Source organism: Occallatibacter sp., assembly GCF_049802275.1.
Classification (GTDB): Bacteria; Acidobacteriota; Terriglobia; order Terriglobales; family Acidobacteriaceae; genus Telmatobacter.
Genome location: NZ_JBARMD010000607.1, coordinates 1 through 17,773, shown reverse-complemented (window position 1 = coordinate 17,773; position 17,773 = coordinate 1). Strand labels below are relative to the sequence as shown.

The 17,773-nt window shown below is 57.5% G+C and carries 18 protein-coding genes; 8 read left to right on the top strand and 10 right to left on the bottom strand.

The genetic code is table 11. The annotated features are described in order from the left end of the window. The coding region (locus WA354_RS20725; RefSeq protein ID WP_472814926.1) for an OmpA family protein at window positions 1–1,473 on the top strand (1,473 nt) is incomplete at its 5' end. Between the two features lie 693 nt (window positions 1,474–2,166). Here WA354_RS20725 and WA354_RS20720 read toward each other — a convergent pair. Beyond that, on the bottom strand, window positions 2,167–2,790 hold the full coding sequence (locus tag WA354_RS20720; protein ID WP_472814925.1) for a response regulator transcription factor: 624 nt from the start codon (window positions 2,788–2,790) through the stop codon (window positions 2,167–2,169). Continuing rightward, on the bottom strand, window positions 2,787–4,016 hold the full coding sequence (locus WA354_RS20715) for a sensor histidine kinase (RefSeq protein WP_472814924.1): 1,230 nt from the start codon (window positions 4,014–4,016) through the stop codon (window positions 2,787–2,789). The genes WA354_RS20720 and WA354_RS20715 overlap by 4 nt, the downstream gene beginning before the upstream one ends. 85 nt (window positions 4,017–4,101) lie before the next feature. On the opposite strand from WA354_RS20715, the gene WA354_RS20710 reads away from it, so the two are divergent. Beyond that, window positions 4,102–4,830 carry a DUF2306 domain-containing protein gene (locus WA354_RS20710; RefSeq protein ID WP_472814923.1) on the top strand — a complete coding sequence of 243 codons (729 nt, stop codon included), beginning with the start codon at window positions 4,102–4,104 and terminating at the stop codon, window positions 4,828–4,830. Between the two features lie 384 nt (window positions 4,831–5,214). Here WA354_RS20710 and WA354_RS20705 read toward each other — a convergent pair whose 3' ends face one another. Both WA354_RS20705 and phoU read right to left on the bottom strand, forming a co-directional pair. Then, window positions 5,215–5,436, bottom strand: coding sequence for a hypothetical protein (locus tag WA354_RS20705; protein ID WP_472814922.1), 222 nt, complete (start codon window positions 5,434–5,436; stop codon window positions 5,215–5,217). A 598-nt stretch (window positions 5,437–6,034) separates the two neighbouring features. Next, window positions 6,035–6,706, bottom strand: coding sequence for a phosphate signaling complex protein PhoU (gene phoU, locus WA354_RS20700; RefSeq protein WP_472814921.1), 672 nt, complete (start codon window positions 6,704–6,706; stop codon window positions 6,035–6,037). A gap of 153 nt (window positions 6,707–6,859) precedes the next feature. Between phoU and WA354_RS20695 the strand changes: the two genes are divergently transcribed. Together WA354_RS20695 and WA354_RS20690 are read left to right on the top strand one after the other, a co-directional pair. Beyond that, entirely contained in the window at window positions 6,860–7,513 is a 654-nt protein-coding gene (locus tag WA354_RS20695; protein ID WP_472814920.1) for a flavin reductase family protein, read from the top strand. 86 nt (window positions 7,514–7,599) lie between these two features. After that, on the top strand, window positions 7,600–8,229 hold the full coding sequence (locus WA354_RS20690; protein WP_472814919.1) for a YbhB/YbcL family Raf kinase inhibitor-like protein: 630 nt from the start codon (window positions 7,600–7,602) through the stop codon (window positions 8,227–8,229). A 29-nt stretch (window positions 8,230–8,258) separates the two neighbouring features. Here the strand turns inward: WA354_RS20690 and WA354_RS20685 are convergent, their stop codons facing one another. The 5 genes from WA354_RS20685 to WA354_RS20665 form a co-directional block, all read right to left on the bottom strand. Next, entirely contained in the window at window positions 8,259–9,497 is a 1,239-nt protein-coding gene (locus WA354_RS20685; RefSeq protein WP_472814918.1) for an MFS transporter, read from the bottom strand. Window positions 9,498–9,826: 329 nt separating this feature from the next. After that, window positions 9,827–10,882, bottom strand: coding sequence for a phosphate acyltransferase PlsX (plsX, locus tag WA354_RS20680; RefSeq protein WP_472814917.1), 1,056 nt, complete (start codon window positions 10,880–10,882; stop codon window positions 9,827–9,829). 135 nt (window positions 10,883–11,017) lie between these two features. Then, on the bottom strand, window positions 11,018–11,206 hold the full coding sequence (gene rpmF, locus WA354_RS20675; RefSeq protein ID WP_472814916.1) for a 50S ribosomal protein L32: 189 nt from the start codon (window positions 11,204–11,206) through the stop codon (window positions 11,018–11,020). Window positions 11,207–11,289: 83 nt separating this feature from the next. Further along, on the bottom strand, window positions 11,290–11,886 hold the full coding sequence (locus WA354_RS20670; protein ID WP_472814915.1) for a YceD family protein: 597 nt from the start codon (window positions 11,884–11,886) through the stop codon (window positions 11,290–11,292). 44 nt (window positions 11,887–11,930) lie between these two features. Further along, complete coding sequence (locus WA354_RS20665; RefSeq protein ID WP_472814914.1) at window positions 11,931–12,464, bottom strand: DinB family protein; 534 nt, start codon at window positions 12,462–12,464, stop codon at window positions 11,931–11,933. Window positions 12,465–12,536: 72 nt separating this feature from the next. Here WA354_RS20665 and WA354_RS20660 point away from each other — a divergent pair, with 72 nt between their 5' ends. From WA354_RS20660 to WA354_RS20650, 3 genes are all read left to right on the top strand, one after another. Then, on the top strand, window positions 12,537–13,049 hold the full coding sequence (locus tag WA354_RS20660; RefSeq protein WP_472814913.1) for a DinB family protein: 513 nt from the start codon (window positions 12,537–12,539) through the stop codon (window positions 13,047–13,049). Window positions 13,050–13,150: 101 nt separating this feature from the next. Further along, on the top strand, window positions 13,151–13,585 hold the full coding sequence (locus tag WA354_RS20655; RefSeq protein ID WP_472814912.1) for a hypothetical protein: 435 nt from the start codon (window positions 13,151–13,153) through the stop codon (window positions 13,583–13,585). A 9-nt stretch (window positions 13,586–13,594) separates the two neighbouring features. Continuing rightward, a complete protein-coding gene (locus WA354_RS20650; protein ID WP_472814911.1) occupies window positions 13,595–14,164 on the top strand; it encodes a GNAT family N-acetyltransferase in 570 nt (189 codons plus the stop codon). A gap of 1 nt (window position 14,165) precedes the next feature. On the opposite strand, the gene WA354_RS20645 is transcribed toward WA354_RS20650, so the two are convergent. Next, window positions 14,166–15,575 carry a glucuronyl esterase domain-containing protein gene (locus WA354_RS20645; RefSeq protein WP_472814910.1) on the bottom strand — a complete coding sequence of 470 codons (1,410 nt, stop codon included), beginning with the start codon at window positions 15,573–15,575 and terminating at the stop codon, window positions 14,166–14,168. A gap of 594 nt (window positions 15,576–16,169) precedes the next feature. Here WA354_RS20645 and sthA point away from each other — a divergent pair. Beyond that, window positions 16,170–17,576: a Si-specific NAD(P)(+) transhydrogenase gene (sthA, locus tag WA354_RS20640; protein WP_472814909.1), complete on the top strand. Its 1,407-nt coding sequence runs from the start codon at window positions 16,170–16,172 to the stop codon at window positions 17,574–17,576. The last annotated feature ends 197 nt before the right edge of the window (window positions 17,577–17,773 follow it).

Sequence of the window (17,773 nt, the reverse complement as noted above, 5' to 3'; positions counted from 1 at the left end):
GCGGATGGGGAGCCATCTACGGGTGCCGTCCCTGTGATGGCCTCGGCTCCCGGGCAGCCTCCCAAAAAAATGAGCGCGCTCGCGAAGGTCCTGATTGCAGGCGTGGCCTTGGCTTTTTTGATCGTTGCCGGCGTCGTCGGGACCGGCATTTACATTGGCTACCGGATCAAGAAGAAAGCGGAGCAGGTGGAGCAATCATACAAAAAGGCCATCGCCGAGACGACCTCTAAAACCAGCGGTCAAGGTCAATCTGGAAGCGATCCGGACCTGGGGAAACTCTTCGGAGAACTGAGCAAGGTGAGCCAGGGCGAGTCAGGAACCGCTCCAGATCTGGGAAAGATACTTCAGGCTCTTGACCAGGGGAAAGCAGGGAGTTCCCCAGACCTGGCGAAAATTCTTGGAGCCCTGGGTCATAGTCTGCAAGAGGAGACTCAAGGCAACGTAGAAAGGCGTCCCGCCGCGACTTGTCCTCCCGCCAACCAGACGGCGTTCGCCGCTTATGTACGAGCTGCGTCAGCGTCTATCCCGCTCGAGCCTGGCCTGGCACTGACCGACGTCTGGACCCCGCGTGCGGACCAGCCGGATATTGAAGTGCTCACGACGGTCAATAACATTGCTGGCAATTCGATCCAGGTGATAGGGAAAGGACTGGTGGGCAATGGTGCAGGGAGCGTGCGGAACCTCTGCACGGTCGATCTACTCAATGCACATGAGTACGAAACCCAGTTTGGCTCGACCACGCCGAACACGATTCCTGGCGCAACCATGTTCACCATGTCGCGTGCTGTCTTTTCCGACCTCAAGGCCGGTCATCCAGCTACCCTGACGTTTTATGAAGCCGCTAACAACGCGAAAGGGGGTTATGACATGCAGTCTTTGGGGAAGGGGACACTTTCGCGTGTCGAGACAAGTGACGTACCGTACTCAATTATTGTGAATGGAGAACGGAAGGACCTGCCCACCCTTCATGCCAAAGGTGCTCTCGGGAACCGGACTTTCGAACTCTGGGTGCTCGACGATGTTGCCAATCCGCTTGTCCTGAATCTTAAGGTTCTTAACTCCCCGTTCCACATTACCTACGTAAAAATCACCTTCCCTGAGAAGAAAAAAGTTGAGGAGCAGCTTGCCCAAACGGGACGCGCAGAGATATACGGAATCTATTTCGATTTCAACAAGGCAACGCCAAGGCCTGAATCCGCTCCGGTGCTCAAAGAGATCGCTCAAGCCCTCAGTGACAATCCCACCTGGAAACTTCAAATTGGGGGCCATACCGACAATGTCGGCGGCGAAGCGTACAACCTGGACCTTTCTGACCAGCGGGCGCAGGGCGTCATGCACTCACTCGTTACACAGTATGGCATCGCTGCCGATCGCTTGACTGCGAAGGGATTTGGCGCGACCCAACCGAAGGCGACAAACGACACCGTCGAGGGCCGGTCGCTCAATCGACGCGTGGAATTGGTGCGCGATTGAATACAAGTCTGCAGCGAGAAGGGGATGGGTCGGTAGCCTTTATCAGTTCGATGTCATTCGAAACAAGGCGGAGCGCCCTGTCTCTCTCCTTGCCCCCATCTTGTTTGCGAAGCCGGAGGCCTGAATGTCACGCATCTCTTGTATCCGTAGCGTGCATCTTGAAAACTGTAAGCCGGTTCCTCGCTTCTAACGGATCGCAGACGTTCGCTTAAAGCTTATGTGACGTTGGAGCAGTACGGCGGCATGCTCCGATTCTCGTCACGGCGTTCGTCTTTGCCTCGTATGTATTAAGACGCTGCATGCGCGCAAGCAACCGGTCGATATGAAGGACGCACTCGGCGGGCAGTTTTACTTTTTCTAGGCACGTCGCGGAGGCCCAACGAGGGTCCGGCCCGCCACTTATCTGAAACTCATTGAGTCATTCACGTCGATCAGTTTTTCAGCACTTGGGCGTAAGACGTCTGCTCGGACACGTGCCCCAAATGCCTGTTGTGGCTCAACGAACATGGCAGGGGCCATGGCCGTTGACACGTCCGATCAATAACACCCGTCTCAAACCCCGATAAAACCTGATCTCCCCGGCGACCCGTGTGCCGGTTGTGTGCCCCATTACGGGCCGAAGGCTTCGTCTTGATTATTGAAGGGAACCTAGCGTTTCTCATTACCTATCTTTTCATAGCAGCGGAAGTATGGTTAAAGCCAGCCTTTTGCTCTCGCCAACCGAGCCGCCTCGGTTCGATTATGAGCACCAAGTTTCGAGATAGCCTCGGACAGATAATTGCGAATGGTTCCCTCCGCGAGTCGAAGAGTCCTTGCCAGCTCTGCTGTGCTTTCACCTTCGCCTGCACGTCGCAGAACCTCTCTCTCGCGCTCCGTAAGCGGGCCGGCGTCGGCCGACCATGAATCCGCGGCCAGTCCCGGATCAACGACCCGCACTCCCCGCGCGACCCGACGGATGGCGTCAGCCATCTCAGTCGAGGGGCAGTCCTTTAGCAGATAGCCAACCGCACCCGCATCCAGCGCCCGTCGCAGGTAGCCCGGTCTTGCGAATGTTGTGAGGATCAGGACTCGCGTTGCCGGGTAGAGTTCCTTCACTCGAACAGCAAGATCCAGACCCGTTAACTGAGGCATCTCGATGTCCGTCACGAGCACGTTAGGACGTTCCTGGCCTACCGCACGTAACGCCTCATGGCCATTGCTGACCGCTGCCAGAACGCGGATATCGGGCTCAATCCCCAGCATTACAGCGAGAGAGCTTCGCAGAATCCCTTGATCCTCAGCCAGGACGACCGTGATGGCATCTTTGGGTATCGTCATCGCACTCCGCCGTTCGTCGTTGCTGAAGCCACCGGCAAACCGTTCGGAGAACGCGTGGGCAACTGTGCAACCACAAGAACCCCGCCCCTCGGAGAGCTCTCCATCTCCAGATGACCGTTCGCGTGAGCTAACCTCTCCCGCATGCCTCGAATTCCATTCCCATCGCTACCGCGCTTGCCGCAGCCATTGTCCTCAATCGTCAGCGCAACCGTGTCCCCACCAGTAAGCCGAATATGACACTCCGTTGCCGTTGCATGGCGCAGAACATTCGTAACGGCTTCGCGCATCACAAAACAAAGAATATTCTTGTCCTCATCGGGAAGAGCGATGGCTCCGATCTCTGCAAAAAGCTGCACGCCTGAACTGCTCAGAACATCGCGCATCTTGCTCACCTCTTCCGAGATCCCGTCCATCCGATAGCCGGCGACGACTGCTCGCACCTCGCGAAGCGCGCCACGCGCCGTCGTCTCAACGTCGGCGATCTCACGATGGGCCAACTCAGGTCTTTCGTAAAACAGACGGTTCGCTATATCGCTCTTCACGGCAATCACAGTAAGTGTATGGCCCAACAAATCGTGCAGATCCCGAGCGATTCGTTCGCGTTCTGCCTGCTGCGTCAGACGCTCAATTTCTTCGTTGGCCTGCCGCAGTTGTCTGCTGATGAGGACTTGCCGGGCAAAGGTGAAGTTGCCCAGACCGAGAACGACCATGAAAAAGATTACAGATTCAGCGATACCCCATGGGAGGCCAAACAACCAGGTTTCCAGGCATAAGCCCGCAGTCTGGGCCGCAAGAATCGCGAGAAAGCTGCGGAACGCAACCCGTGCATCTCCCTGCCTGAGGAAGAAGTTGCTGACCACAACCGCAAAGACAAACTCTCCGCCGGCATTTGGATTGAAGGGATAGTAGATATACCCCAGCAGAAACAGGACTACCAGCCACATGCGTTGCTCTGTCTGGCTTCCGCGCAGCACACGAAGATAACCAGTTAGAAAGACTCCGTAGAACACCAGAAACACAGTCCAGACAACAATCGACCGGCGCTGAATTGGGTCCGCAAACCAGAATATGGAGTAGAGCAATACCCCCCACCGCAACCATTGGGTCTCGTCGCCGAGAGCATGCGTCGTGCGCGCAGTTTGAGTCAGCGGTTCATCCATTGTCTCTATCATCGCCCAGGTGGCCATGTTGCGAAACAGGTACCTGTCACGGTCTCGGTATGACACCTGTCACCTCTCGGCATTGACACCTGCCAATGGCTGGGCCGCCATCAAAAGCGGCATTCTCTTGGAAGCACATTGGAGAGACGCCATGCACACAGACCCTCTTTGGATGAAACTGCTTTTCACGGTCCACGTTGCCGCCGGCTTCACATGCTTTTTCCTGGCACCCGTCGCCATGGCTACGGCAAAAGGCGGCAAACAACATCGGCGTTGGGGCAGAATCTACCTTTGGTCCATGGGCATCGTTGCATCGACTGCCCTGCCGATGGCGCTCTTCCGCCCCGCGCTCTTTCTTGCTCTTCTCTCTGTTGTGGCCTGGTACCTCGCATTTTCCGGCTACCGGGTTCTGAAGCTGAAGGCACTGACGAATGGAGGCTCGGCGCAACTGATCGACTGGCTGGCAGCCTGCATGGTGTTTGCGGCTTCCGCATCGCTTGCCGCGTTGGGTTGGCTTAAGCCCGCGGCAGTCCAGCATATGCAGATCGTTGCGATTGCAGTCGGTGTTTTAGGCATGCGCGGAACGACCACCGACCTCTACGTCTTTGTAAAGAAACCGACCGAGAAGATGTTTTGGTGGTACTCCCACCTGGCTAAGTTCATCGGTAGCTATATCGCGGCGTGGACGGCGTTCTCGGTGGCCACGCTCAGCCACATCTTCCGTCATGCCGGCATCATCCTTTGGGTTTGGCCAGCAGCCATCGGCATACCCGCTATCGTTCTGACCACTGCTTATTACAAGCGGAAGTTTGCTTCTCGAATGGCCACCCCTGTTCATAATCTTCCAGTCGGTACGGGCTTTTCAAATCCTGCCGATTGAAATTCGCAGGGACAAGCCTTGTGAATGGTGTGGCGACTGGAAATCCAAGCCCAGCGTCCCGATGAGGTTACCGTGATACTCCGTGACCCTGCGGGGTTTCACGACACCGAGAAGAACCGACAAGCGCCAATGCACCCATCGAGTTTGGATTAGTACCGAAATGTCCTAGTGCTGTATCTGGAGCGCCCTGCACGCAAGAGTGCGCGGAGTATTGCTTTCAATGAGGGCGCTTCTGATACAGCGACTTGAAGGAAGCCGCCCTCATGGAAGCCTATGTACTTTGAATGGGTCTGCTCGGGTGCAGAGGTCTGAGGAGGATGCGGAGATGGGCGTCTTCTTCCGCTTTGAAGATGGGATGGAGCAGTGAAAGCTGGTCATGGTGCGTTATTTGAGGGCGCACCAGATAGCAGAGCGTGAACTTCGGTTGATACGAGACAAAGAGTCTGCAAGCGTGCCGGCACAGGTTCGACAGGCGAGGATGGGAACGGGAGGACGCCGGAAGTACCGGCTGAAGTGGGCAACACCGTGCAGGTATGTGCGGATGGTTGTATCGGCGAAGTTGCGGCGACGCAACTCCTCGATCATGAGCTGACGTAGTTGGTTCACAGAGAATCCTCCTTCTCTGCGTCCCAAGCTATCCCGATAGCCTCAAATGTTGGTCAGATGCACGCGTAAGCGTCCGCCGCCGCAGCGGCTTCGTTCAAGTCGGCCAGTGTCCGCCGATCTGTCTCCGCGTGATCTTCGGTTGACGATTCCAAAGCGCTCACCCAAGCATCATTTTCGGTGTTACGTTTCAGCCGCCGGTTAAGGCTGGCGATTACAACCTAGAATGTCAAGCCCTCATAACTTCTCTTCTCGCGCTAACCCACTCATTCCATTCGCAGAATTTCCGGCAACCGTTTTGCAGGTAATAATCGCGGATTTGCCATAATCGAATCGTGAGCCGCTCTCTGCACGAATCCCGACTGTTCCGCTGTTTCCTGCCCCTAAGTCCAATGGGCAGAGACATCTACGGATAACCCTGTGCTGAGAATAATCTGCGGCGCTACTCCCGCGCCAACCCGCAGATTGCAGGATATTTAGCCAAAGAGACCGGCTATGGGGTATCCGGGGGGAATGAGTGATGCGGCTCACAAATTGGAGGTCATCCTGGGAGGATCGCACTCGGCGTGACTGATGGATCGTCCAGAAAGCCTCGTCGGGTTCAATCCATCGAAAGGCTTAGCTGGTGCCGCACGTCAGCGCCGCGAACCCAGAAGATGACATCCGTCGCGATGTTGGCGGCGTGGTCTGCAATGCGCTCAAGATTGCGCGAAACCATCATTCCAATCATCGCCTGCTGGGTGGCGCTTGGCTGTTCCTGAATCATTTTCAAAAGGTCGGCCTGGGCGCGACGGTTCATGCGGTCGATCTCGTCATCCATCTCGCGGACCTCATCCGCAAGCCGCGCATCGCCCTCAAGCAACGACAGAATTGCGGTGCGAATCATGCGTCCTGCCACTTCGCCCATTGCTGTAAAGTCCACTGGCAACTCGACGGAGTCGATCTTCATAACGTCGCGCGTGCGCCGCGCAATACCCATTGATTGATCGCCGATGCGCTCCAGGTCGCCGTTGATCTTGATAACCGCCAGGATGAAACGCAGATCGATTGCCATTGGCTGCTCTTTGGCGAGCAACTCATAAGCCATCTCGTCCAATTCGCGTTGCGCCGAGTCGATTGCCGTCTCGTTCTGCTTGACGAACTGGCATAAGCTCTTATCCCGGAGGATGTAGGCGTCGATCGCACATTCAACTGCCTGTTGCGCAAGGGCAGCCATAGCAAGGAGCTTGTCCTTGAGTTCAGCAAGCTGAATTTGGAAATGAATCCGCGGCACGACCGATTTTGCTCCTAACGATCATTGTGCACCAGGCAATGTTACGGGAGGACAAATTTCCTCCATGGCATCACATTTGACACGGTTTGCACATCAAACTTCGCCCAACCAGCCTTTGCGCCCAATGCCTGCACGATGATCTAGGCTAACAGAATGAGTGATCCAAGTTCGACTCCAAAGTCCATGCTCAGCTTCGATCCTGCTGCGCATCCCCCGCGCCAAATCTACAAGTTAATGACCGGCATCATCGTGCCCCGCCCCATCGCACTGGTCTCCACGGTCGATGCCGCCGGCAACGCCAACCTCGCTCCATTCAGCTTTTTCGCCGGTGTTGGCTCTGCCCCGCCAACGGTGCTCTTCTGTCCCGCTTTGCGTTCCGCCGGAACGGATCAAGCCGGCCAGCGCAAGGACACCCTGCGCAACGTGGAGCAGACCCGCGAGTTCGTGATCAACATCGTCAATGAGGCGATCGCCGCGCAGACCAATCTGACCGCGGCTGAAGTGGACCCCGAGGTCGATGAATTCAATCTGTCCGGACTAACGCCTCTGGCAAGCGAACTGGTAAAGCCGCCGCGTGTTGCCGAGTCTCCGGCGCAGATGGAGTGCCGTTTGATGCAGGTAATCTATACCGGCGATAGACCAGCCAGCGGGGTCCTCGTACTCGGCGAGGTGGTGCGTTTCCACGTGCGTGAAGACCTTGTCGAAGACTTCCGTGTGGATCCTGCGGGTCTGGATGCGGTGGGCCGCATGGCAGGCAACACCTGGGTGCGCACCCGCGATCGAATCGAACTCATAAGGCCGAAGTAACCGGTCGCCCACCCGAAACAGATGCAGATATACTGGTCCGCGAGAGCATAGGGTCGAAACTGAAAACTGCCTATGAGGGTTGAGCGATGCATCTCTGCGAACCGATATCCACCGCCGCATACATCAGCAACCCTGCGGGTTTCATGCTGCGCATCCTGCTGATCCTTGCTCTGTTTCTCGCTGCTCCGTTCCTTGCCGGATGTCGCCACAACGATCCACCAGAACCCGCAGCGGCCCCCGGGGCAGCAGCGCACGCGGCGGCACTCACACTTTCCAGCAGCAGCCTGCAAAACGGCACGATTCCCAAAGAGCTGACTTGCGACGGCAGCGACCAGTCTCCGGCACTCGCGTGGTCAGCGCCTCCCCCTGAAACCAAAAGCTTGGTACTAACCGAGACCGATCCCGATGCGCCAGGCGGCACCTTCACGCATTGGGTGCTGTTCAATTTGCCGGCGAATACCACCGGGCTCCCAGCCAATCTTCCGAAGCAGGAGCAGCTCGCCGACGGCTCACGGCAGGGACGCAACGACTTCGGCAAGATCGGATACGGAGGATCTTGCCCACCTCGCGGTACAACCCATCGCTACTTCTTCGATCTTTTTGCGCTCGACTCAAATCTGAATGTGCCTCCCGGCACGACGCGCGCGCAGGTTGAGGAAGCGATGAACACCCACGTCCTCGCACGCGGCAAACTCATGGCGCGTTACAGCCGCTGACAACTTTCGATCCGTGGCTGAATAGGCGGTCAGTCCTCCGCCATGTCTTTGCCTTTGACTTCGTGCCCCAGGGATGCCAGCAACGCCAGCGAGAGCGCCACAATCACCACCGTAATCGCAAGGACGTTGTTATAGCTTCCCCACTTCTCTGCTGCGAGCGCCTGTGCTTTCGCATTCCACGATGTGACGAGCCCGCCAAGCTGATACGCCAGTCCGGGTGCTGTTGCGCGCACCGGCGCAGGTGTGAGCTCCGCGAGATACGCAGGCACCACTCCCCACGCTCCCTGCACCATGAACTGCATGACAACTGCGCCGATCGCCAGCGTCGTCGCCGAGTGCCCGTATGCCCACGCGGGAATCGCCACCAACGAGAGCAACGCCGCGGCGATAATCGCGCGTTTGCGGCCCCACTTTTCTGAGAGCGTTCCGAAGACGATCCCGCCGGCGATCTGCGCAAATCCGTAGATCACCCCGATCGTTCCCACCACCCGCGGCGTCAGACCGATTTGCACTTCGAGAAACGTCGGGTAAACATCCTGCGTCCCATGCGAGAACGACATGAACGCCGTCATCAGGATAATGAGAAACAGAAACGTCGGCAGGAAGGCCTTGAGTGAGGCGAGGTTTTTCCCGTAGGACGCGCGGCTTGGATCGGCACGGCGCTTGCGATCGGCCGCGAGCCAGACGGGCGACTCTTCAACGCGCGCCTGAACGTAAAAGACGAGCAACGCGGGCGACGCGCCAAGCATGAATAGTCCGCGCCATCCGAGCGCATGAAACAGCAATGCAAAGGCACCCGAGGCCAGAATCGATCCGAACGCGTAACCCTCCTGCAGAATTCCGGAGAAGCCGCCGCGGCCTTTGGTGGGCAGCGTTTCAAAGGCAAGCGCCGCACCCACGCCCCACTCGCCGCCCATGGCAATGCCAAACAGTGCCCGCAACACCAGCAGCACTCCCAGCGATGGCGCAAACGCGCAAGCCAGTTCAATTACCGAGAAGCTGAGAATGTTGAACATCAGCACGGGGCGGCGACCATAGCGATCGGCCAGTATCCCGAACACGAGCGCGCCCACGGGCCGAAATGCCTGCGTAAGAAAAACCGCGCTGAGCACATCCGACGGCCTGACGTGGAAATCAGAAGAGATGGCTTTGACACAAAAGATCAGCAGAAAAAAGTCCAGGCTGTCCAGCGTCCAGCCCAGGAACGAAGCAATGAATGTGTGGCGCTGTGCTGGAGTCAAACGCTGGAAGTCGCGGACAAAGGACATTAGCGCGAGGATACAACAGTGAGGGGCAGAGGGAGATCAGAGCACAAAGATCGGGGAGCAGCGATCAGAGGCTGGCTTGCGCCGCGCTGTCATGATTACTAAGTACGCGCAAAAGATATTCAATCGCACTTTGCGGGTCACCTCGCCCGCTGCGGAATCAGCACCGGTATGCCATCAACAACCGGATACGTGCGAGCGCAGTTGGAGCACACCACGGTTGCCGCCCCGAAACGCAAAGGCGCAAAGCAAACCGGGCAGACGACATCTTCCGCCCATTGCTTCAGTTTCTCGAGATTCGCGCCGCTGGATTCGTGGGTCATCAGAAGGCGCTAGTGGATCGTAGCGTCGGGAGCGTCTTTATCTGGATCTCCCGGACGCCGGTTCGGCCTGCGCATAAATTCCTGCTCAATGCGATCATTCGTTCCCGCATGTGCAAATTCGTACGCCACGCGGATGCCATTGTAGATAGCGCGATCATTCGACGACCCATGCCCGATGATGCAAACGCCGCGCACGCCAAGAAGCTGAGCCCCGCCGTATTCACGATAGTCCAGCCGCCGCCGGAAATCGTTGAAAGCCTGCCGTGACAGCAGTGCGCCCACCTTCGCGGTAACCGTCCTCGTCAGCGATTCGCGCAGCACCTCGCGCACAAAACGCCCTACGCCCTCGCTCGTCTTCAGCGCCACGTTGCCCACAAAACCATCGCAAACAATCACGTCCGCTTGGCCGCTGAAAATATCGCGCCCTTCCACATTGCCGATGAATTTGATTGGCAGCGCTTTCAGCAGTGGAAATGCCTCGCGCGTCAAATCATTGCCCTTGCTCTCTTCCTCGCCAATCGACAGCAAGCCCACACGAGGATGCGCAATCTTCAATACACTGCGGGCGTACATCTCGCCCATCACCGCAAATTGTTCCAGGTTGTGCGGTTTGCAATCCACGTTTGCCCCAACATCCAGCAGCACACAGGGATTGCCGGTTGAACTTGGCATTGGAGTAGCCAGCGCCGGCCGGTCAACGCCTGGCAGGGCGCCCAGCACCATCTTGGCCGTGGCCATCGCCGCGCCCGTGTTACCCGCCGTTACAAAGCCTTTGGCTTTGCCCTCTCGCACCAGTTTCAGACCTACGCGCATTGAACTGTCGCGCTTGCTGCGGACAGCGTTCGCCGCTTTCTCCTCCATGCCAATACGCTCTGAGGCATGGTGGATCACGATGGGCAGCTCCTCATTTTCGAGGTGCTCGTCCAGCAGATCGCGAAGTTCAGAGGATGGCCCGACCAGGTGCACACGAACGGGAAGTTCGCGGCAGGCCATGATTGCGCCCTTGATCTCGGGCTCGGGAGCTTTGTCAGAACCGACTGCGTCAAGAACGATGTCGACGAGCATGCTGCGTCACCGTAAACTCGGCTGAAAATGCGTAAATGCCGGAAATACTGACGGGGCCGTTCCCATGGGACGACCCCGCAGTCTTAAACACCTGAATCATTGCATATTCCGGCTGGTTCCGGCGCGGACCCCGGTTTACTTGGCGACTTCCTTCGTTTCCAGCACCGCGCGTCCCTTGTACTCTCCGCACTTGGCGCAGGCGCGATGGGGGAGCTTCTTCTCGTGGCAGTTTGGGCACTCGGAGACTCCGGTTGCAGTGAGGAAGTCGTGGGCGCGGCGGTTGGCAGTACGGCGCGTCGAATGGCGCCTTTTCGGATTCGGCATGATGCAATTCCTTTCACGTTCTCGCCCTCTTCCAGACCACACTGATCCAGACTGCCTTTCGGCAAGGGCGGAACACCTGAACATTAATGTTTTGAGGACTTTATCTGGCTGCGTAACCCGGAAAGCGCCTCCCAGCGGGGGTCCGATGGACCCTCATCGCAGGAGCAATCCTGGCTATTGCGGTTCTGACCGCAGCGCGGGCAAAGTCCTTTGCAGTCAGGCTTGCACAGCGTTCTGACCGGCAGAGACAAAAGCACCTGCTCGCGCAGCACATCCTCAAGCAAAAGACTGTCTCTTTGATAATAACCGATTTCCGTCTCCGGCGCTGTTATCGACCGTTCCGTGGCCTCGGAGTCGGCCCCCGCAGGCCTGAAGATAAGGTCAAAATCCGACGCCAGTGGAATCTCCACCGGCTCCACGCACCTAGCGCACGGCACCTCAAATTTCCCGGAAAACTTCCCCCGCAGACGAATATCGGCGACTATGTCCTTCGGCCCGCGGTGTTCGTGAATGACCTCGGCAAGCCCCGAGGTAGCCAGATTCCCCATCTGCTTCGCCTCGTCGCCCAAATCCACCTGGCCCGGAGGAATGGCCAGATCAAATTCGATCGGTTCCCGTTCCAGTTCAACAACTTTGAATTCCATAGAATTCAGCCTAAGGCGCAGCGGCGAGCCCGTCAATGCACGCTATGGCTCAAATAATCTACCCGATCTGCGGCCAGCTTCTACCTTTCATGAGAGCTGCCAACCCTCGTTCGAATCTCCCCAATCTGCAGCGCATGCCGTGCCGGGTGCGCTGCGATCATGATCAGCATCTCCGCGCAGGTCACCGGTCCTTCAATCAGCATGTGATCCGTCATCATGCAACGCAGATCGGCGTCGCAGTTCTCCACCCATCGCAACACTTCCGCTCGCGTCGCCTCAAACGTTGCCAAAGCTTCTTGAAGTGTTGTGTATCGGCCGTGCGGATGCGCCTGCTCCGGCGCTTCGATCCGCCGCGCACGATCGGAAGCGAGCCCGGCAATCTTTGCTTCGCGCCGCCACTTTTCGAAAGGCTGATCCACAAGTGTCGATGCTTCCAATCGCGTCAGCAGGTATCTCTCGGTAACCGCCACATGCTCAACGCAATCGAGAATGGACCAACCATCCGAAGTCTTGCGCGCAGCCGTCGCATCATCAACACCGGCCAAAACATCGCCCAGCGCATCGCGACCAGCTCGCAATTTCCGGAGAACCTCGAGTTTTTCCGCCTCACCCATCTGGACCAGACCTTATGCCAAAACAGCTATTCTGGTTGCGGGTCACCGTCCGAGTCAACTGGAGTAGCAATCATGTTATCCACGATTGAAGAACTGGTCCGGCACAAGGGTTGGGCCAACACCAACCTTTTGCGCGCAATCGAGGAACATCCCGCCGCCGCCGAAGACGAAGAACTCCGCAAGATGCTCCATCACATCGTCGTCTCAAACCGCTTCTGGCTTTTCGCGATCCTCGGGCGCCCATTCGCGCGAGAAGCTGAGATGCAGGTTCCGGCCCGCCTCACCGGCGTCATCGAGCGATTCAAAGAAACCGAACTCCTCGAATCCCAGTGGCTCACAACAGCGAGCGAACCGGACTTGGAACGAATCCTGCCAACGCGCTCCTCTCGACTCGGAATCGATGTCTCGGTCATGCAGGCGCTCTTGCAGATCTGCTTGCACACGCAGGGGCATCGTTCCCAATGCGCGGCGCGATTGCGCGCACTCGCGGCACGCCTCCCGGTACGGACTACATTTTGTGGATCAAAGAGCGCTACAAGTAGCCGCGCCTTACCGCCCATATCTCCAAAATATTCTTCCTTCTAAGGCATTGGTAATAATTGACTTATGCACCACAATTGTGATATAATACTAAAGTGGCTCTTCGCACGGAACCTCACTGTGCGACCACTAAAAGGAGAACTCTAATGATCCAAGCCGAAACGGACGTAGCCCGCTTCTTCGAGTTGTATGCGAAGAAAACCCGCGAAGATAACGATCCCGCATTGGTCTCGCAATTTACTGATCCATTTGTTTCAGCGGATCCCCATGGAACACGCTGCGTGCGTATCGAAGATTTTGCAGCCGCATTGCCTAAACGAAAGCTGCTCTTTGATCGGCTCGGCTGCAAGCCAGCGGTTTTGCTTAGCCTTCACGAGACGCAACTTGATAAGCGGTATGTCCTGGCAAAGACCACATGGCGTTTTGACTTCGCGCGCGAAAACTCAGGGGAACTTGAACAGGTACTCGCCGACTCGACATTTCTGGTCGACACCGGCCAAGAAGAATTCAAAATCGTAATGTACATGGCGCATCAGGACGTCATGCAGGTGCTCCGCGATCGCGGGATTCTTCGGGACTGAATCTTCCGCATGTACGATGTTGGCAAGCCGTCAATTCCAACCGGACGGCGCATTGGGCGCCGTCCAGTCTTCGGATTCGCTAGCCACATGAACAACGACTCATCTCGCCCCGTCAACATTCGCATCGCAATCGATGACGATCGTCCCCGCCTGGTCGCAATGATCAACGCCGCCTTCGCCATCGAAACCTTCCTCGAAGGTACGCGTACAGATGACGTGCGCCTCGCTTCGATGATGCAAAGAGGCGAAATCCTCCTCGCTGAAAATGCCCACAGACAGTTGCTCGCCTGCATCTACGTCGAGAATCGCGGCAACCGAGGCTATCTAGGTATGCTCGCAGTGCACCCCGCGCATCAGCGCAGCGGACTGGGTCAGAAGATGCTCGCGGCAGCCGAAAACCGTTTCCGCGCGCAAGGCTGCGAAGCCGTCGACATCTCTGTCCTCAGCCTGCGCCCTGAGTTGCTACCGATCTATCAGCGCTTCGGCTTCGTCGAGACCGGAACTGAAGAGTTTGCTATGTCGCGTGAACTGAAAGACGGCCGGGAGTGCCACTGCATCGTAATGTCGAAGCAATTGTGATCTAGTGCGCCCGCTCTCCCGGCGCGTGCAGATACCGACTCGCGAACTCCAGAAAGTAAGGCCAGTTCGGCTGTGGCGTATGACCGCCGTCATGTTGCCGGAACGCCAAGTCGCCCTTCATCAACGCCGTTCCCATCGCCGGAAAATCCGTCGTTCCCAAATCCTTCGCACCCATCATCCGGTAGACCGGCCCGGCCGCGACCTCCGCTAGAAACATCCCCCGCGGATCCGCCCATGCGTCTCCATTCGGATTCGCATAGCCATCACCCGTATCCGCTCCTCCCCCGATAAACAGAGGCGTCGGAGCGCACAGCGCAATCAGTTCGTGATTGTCCACCGGCAGATCTCCCGCATTGAGAGGACCTGCGTACCGCAGAAAGTTTCCGTCAAACCAGTGGTATAGCGAAGCGCTGGCAAGGTTCGGAATTTGCTCTCCATAAATGTGCCGATAGAGCTTCGCGCCACCCTCTCCCGACGAACTGATGTACCCAACCGCAAATTCACGGTATTCGTAAGCCATCGTCACCAGCACGGCCTTCCCGAACCGCGAGTGCCCCACCAGCCCCACTTGCTTCGCATCCACCGCCTTGTCCATTTCAAAGTAGTGCCTGGCCTGTTCCGCACCCCACGCCCAAGCCTTCAGCACTCCCCAATCTTCGAGCTTTCGCGGCTGCCCTTGATTCGTAAGCCCGATAATGCCCTCCGTCAGCCCCGATCCATCATCCTTCTGATAGCTCACCGGGTTCAGAATCGCGAATCCCCACCCGCGCTGCACAACGAGTTTTCCATCCACGCCCCAGGGAGTCGGAACATAGCCGTCCAGCGGACCGCTCGTCGCCAGCTCGAAATCCTTCGCAAACGCCAGTTCCATGATCACCGGCACGCGACCAGCTGCATGCGCGGGAACCGTGAGGAGCAAATCGATATCAAATTGAATCGGCGTATTCATCCACGGCCCGACCCGCCCAGCCAGCCGCTTTGTAATCACATCTACCCCGCCATATTTTTCATGTACGGTGCTGACAACATGCCACTGCGCCCAGGGCACCGAGCCCGGTGACCGTCCCAGCACCTCGCGATCAAAATCTTCCCTGATCTCTCGTTTCCGCTTCAACCAGTCGGTCGCAGTCTTCACCGGCTGCCCATTGTTGAACATCAGCGGTTCCGGCAGATTCTGATAGACATCAGCTTTCGATTCGTCGTAATTGGTGGCCCTGGGCGATCGCCCATCCGGAACCGGAGCGGGCCGCAGATCCCGCTCCTTCAATCCCAGCATCCCCAGCAAGCGCAACCGGTCCTGCTCCGCAGTCATATGCACCGGCACTTGCGATGCCGTCTGCGGAGGGTGACTCGAAAGCTTCTCAGGATTCTGCCCTGACGCAACGTAATGACAAATCGCAAGCGCGAACATCACGCTTCGAAATCGCAAAAGAACTGCGGGAACGCTCAAACCGCGCGCTGAATGACGCATAGAAGACCCCGCCAAGAATATAGGCCGCAAGCGTGGCCCGCAAGAAGTCAGAGATTTGGTGACTCATGTTTCAATTCTTCACGCCGATAACCAAGTTGATTGATCAACCATGAACTGCAAATCCGGCTCCGTTCTTCTCGACGAACGCGAACAGCGCACGCCTGACCTTTCCTAGTGCAACCACTTGGCCCCAGCGATTCGATGCTCATCACTGGGGCCGCTTTTTTCGAGGTAAAGCACTCGCCAGGTTTCTCCCGCGCTGTGGGACAACGCTCCTCTGGTATCCTCGCCAAGCGTGACCGCGACCCCCGGAGTTTTACAGAATCAACAATATCGCGATGCAATACTTTGCCGGTATTGTTGAAATCGTCTGCTGGTTGAGACAATCACGATCAGAGTAGAGTTCCCTGTGCTAAGTTCAGTTCACTGCGGATCAGGTTATCTGAAGGCGTATCCTGTGCCTGGATTGGCTCGAGCCGCCGTCGTGTTGAGCACCACGTTTCGACCCTCTGTTCGCACCCTGGAGACACGCGCATGAGTGCCGCGAAATACGACCTTATCGTCATCGGTTCCGGGCCCTCGGGGCAACGTGCCGCCGTGGCCGCCTCCAAGATGAAGAAGCGCGTAGCAGTGGTGGAATCGCGAGCGGTCGTTGGCGGCGTGTGCGTCAACACCGGCACCATTCCCTCCAAAACAATGCGCGAGGCCGTCCTGCACCTCTCGGGATACAACTACCGCTCGGTCTACGGTATGAATTACCGGGTCAAAGAAAAAATCTCCATGGCCGACCTGGCCTTCCGCGTACAAGCCGTTATCAAGACCGAGGTGGATGTAACCGAAGCTCAGCTTTCGCGCAACGGCATCGACATCGTCCACGGAATCGCTCACTTCATCGATCCCCACCAGGTCCGCGTCGAGGGCCTGAACGGCGACACTACAATCGAGGCCGACCGCATCATCATTGCTGTCGGCACCAAGCCGGCCGGCTCACCCAAAGTCCCCATCAACGGCCGCACCATTATCAATAGCGACCAGGTCCTCGATCTTCCCTCGCTGCCGAAGTCTTTGATCGTCGTGGGTGGCGGCGTCATCGGAGTCGAATACACCTGCATGTTCTCCACCCTCGGCGTGCGCTGCACCCTGATTGAAAAACGCGCCAAGCTGCTCGAGTTTGCCGACCAGGAAATTGTCGAGTCCCTCAGTTACCACCTCCGCGACAGTCGCGTCACCATGCGCCTGGGCGAAGAGGTCGAGAGCGTCGAAGAACTCGCCGACGGCACTGTAGTAGCCAATCTGCAGAGCAAGAAAAAGGTATCTGGCGACGCACTCCTCTACGCTGTAGGCCGCCAAGGCGCAATTGACGATCTCAACCTCGCAGCCGCCGGCATCGAGGCCGACAATCGTGGCCGTATCCCCGTTGATGAGCACTACCGGACCAAGGTCGAACACATCTACGCGGTCGGCGACGTTGTCGGCTTTCCTTCCCTCGCTTCCGTCTCTATGGAGCAGGGCCGCATCGCCGCCGCGCGCGCCTTCAACGACAATGCAACCTCGTCGAATCCCAGCTTCTACCCCTACGGCATCTACACCATTCCCGAAATCAGCTTCATCGGCAAAACCGAGGAACAGCTCACCGATGAAGACGTGCCTTATGAAGTCGGCATGGCGTTCTATCGCGAGACAGCCCGCGGCCAGATTCGCGGCGATACCACGGGGCGCCTCAAGCTCATCTTTCACCGCGACACCCGCAAAGTTCTCGGCGTCCACATCATCGGCGAAGGCGCCAGCGAACTGGTGCACATCGGCCAGGCCGTCATGATCTTCGGCGGCACGGTCGAATACTTTGTCGACACCGTATTCAACTATCCAACTCTTGCCGAATGCTACAAGGCCGCGGCTTTCAACGGACTCGGCCGCCTGCACCGCTACCAGGTGGAGTAACCCATATGGCCCCAGCGCATACAACACGAATAAGAGCTTTCGGCGACTGGATTGACTGCAAGAATTCTCTGCGATTCGCATTTGTGTCAGGGCACGACTTGAGTCGTCCCGCAACAGTTCGCGTTTTAGCAGTGTCATCCTGAGCGGAGCAGCTTGGGGCCCCACAGTCGACATGTCGACTGTGGGGTAAGCGGAGC

What these genes read in the sequence shown, in the direction of transcription:
- WA354_RS20720 (WP_472814925.1), bottom strand. Translation starts at nt 2,790, where the DNA reads ATGACGATACCCAAAGATGCCATCACGGTCGTCCTGGCTGAGGATCAA.
- WA354_RS20710 (WP_472814923.1), top strand. Translation starts at nt 4,102, where the DNA reads ATGCACACAGACCCTCTTTGGATGAAACTGCTTTTCACGGTCCACGTT.
- WA354_RS20695 (WP_472814920.1), top strand. Translation starts at nt 6,860, where the DNA reads ATGAGTGATCCAAGTTCGACTCCAAAGTCCATGCTCAGCTTCGATCCT.
- WA354_RS20690 (WP_472814919.1), top strand. Translation starts at nt 7,600, where the DNA reads ATGCATCTCTGCGAACCGATATCCACCGCCGCATACATCAGCAACCCT.
- WA354_RS20685 (WP_472814918.1), bottom strand. Translation starts at nt 9,497, where the DNA reads ATGTCCTTTGTCCGCGACTTCCAGCGTTTGACTCCAGCACAGCGCCAC.
- plsX (WP_472814917.1), bottom strand. Translation starts at nt 10,882, where the DNA reads ATGCTCGTCGACATCGTTCTTGACGCAGTCGGTTCTGACAAAGCTCCC.
- rpmF (WP_472814916.1), bottom strand. Translation starts at nt 11,206, where the DNA reads ATGCCGAATCCGAAAAGGCGCCATTCGACGCGCCGTACTGCCAACCGC.
- WA354_RS20665 (WP_472814914.1), bottom strand. Translation starts at nt 12,464, where the DNA reads ATGGGTGAGGCGGAAAAACTCGAGGTTCTCCGGAAATTGCGAGCTGGT.
- WA354_RS20660 (WP_472814913.1), top strand. Translation starts at nt 12,537, where the DNA reads ATGTTATCCACGATTGAAGAACTGGTCCGGCACAAGGGTTGGGCCAAC.
- WA354_RS20655 (WP_472814912.1), top strand. Translation starts at nt 13,151, where the DNA reads ATGATCCAAGCCGAAACGGACGTAGCCCGCTTCTTCGAGTTGTATGCG.
- WA354_RS20650 (WP_472814911.1), top strand. Translation starts at nt 13,595, where the DNA reads ATGTACGATGTTGGCAAGCCGTCAATTCCAACCGGACGGCGCATTGGG.
- WA354_RS20645 (WP_472814910.1), bottom strand. Translation starts at nt 15,575, where the DNA reads ATGTTCGCGCTTGCGATTTGTCATTACGTTGCGTCAGGGCAGAATCCT.
- sthA (WP_472814909.1), top strand. Translation starts at nt 16,170, where the DNA reads ATGAGTGCCGCGAAATACGACCTTATCGTCATCGGTTCCGGGCCCTCG.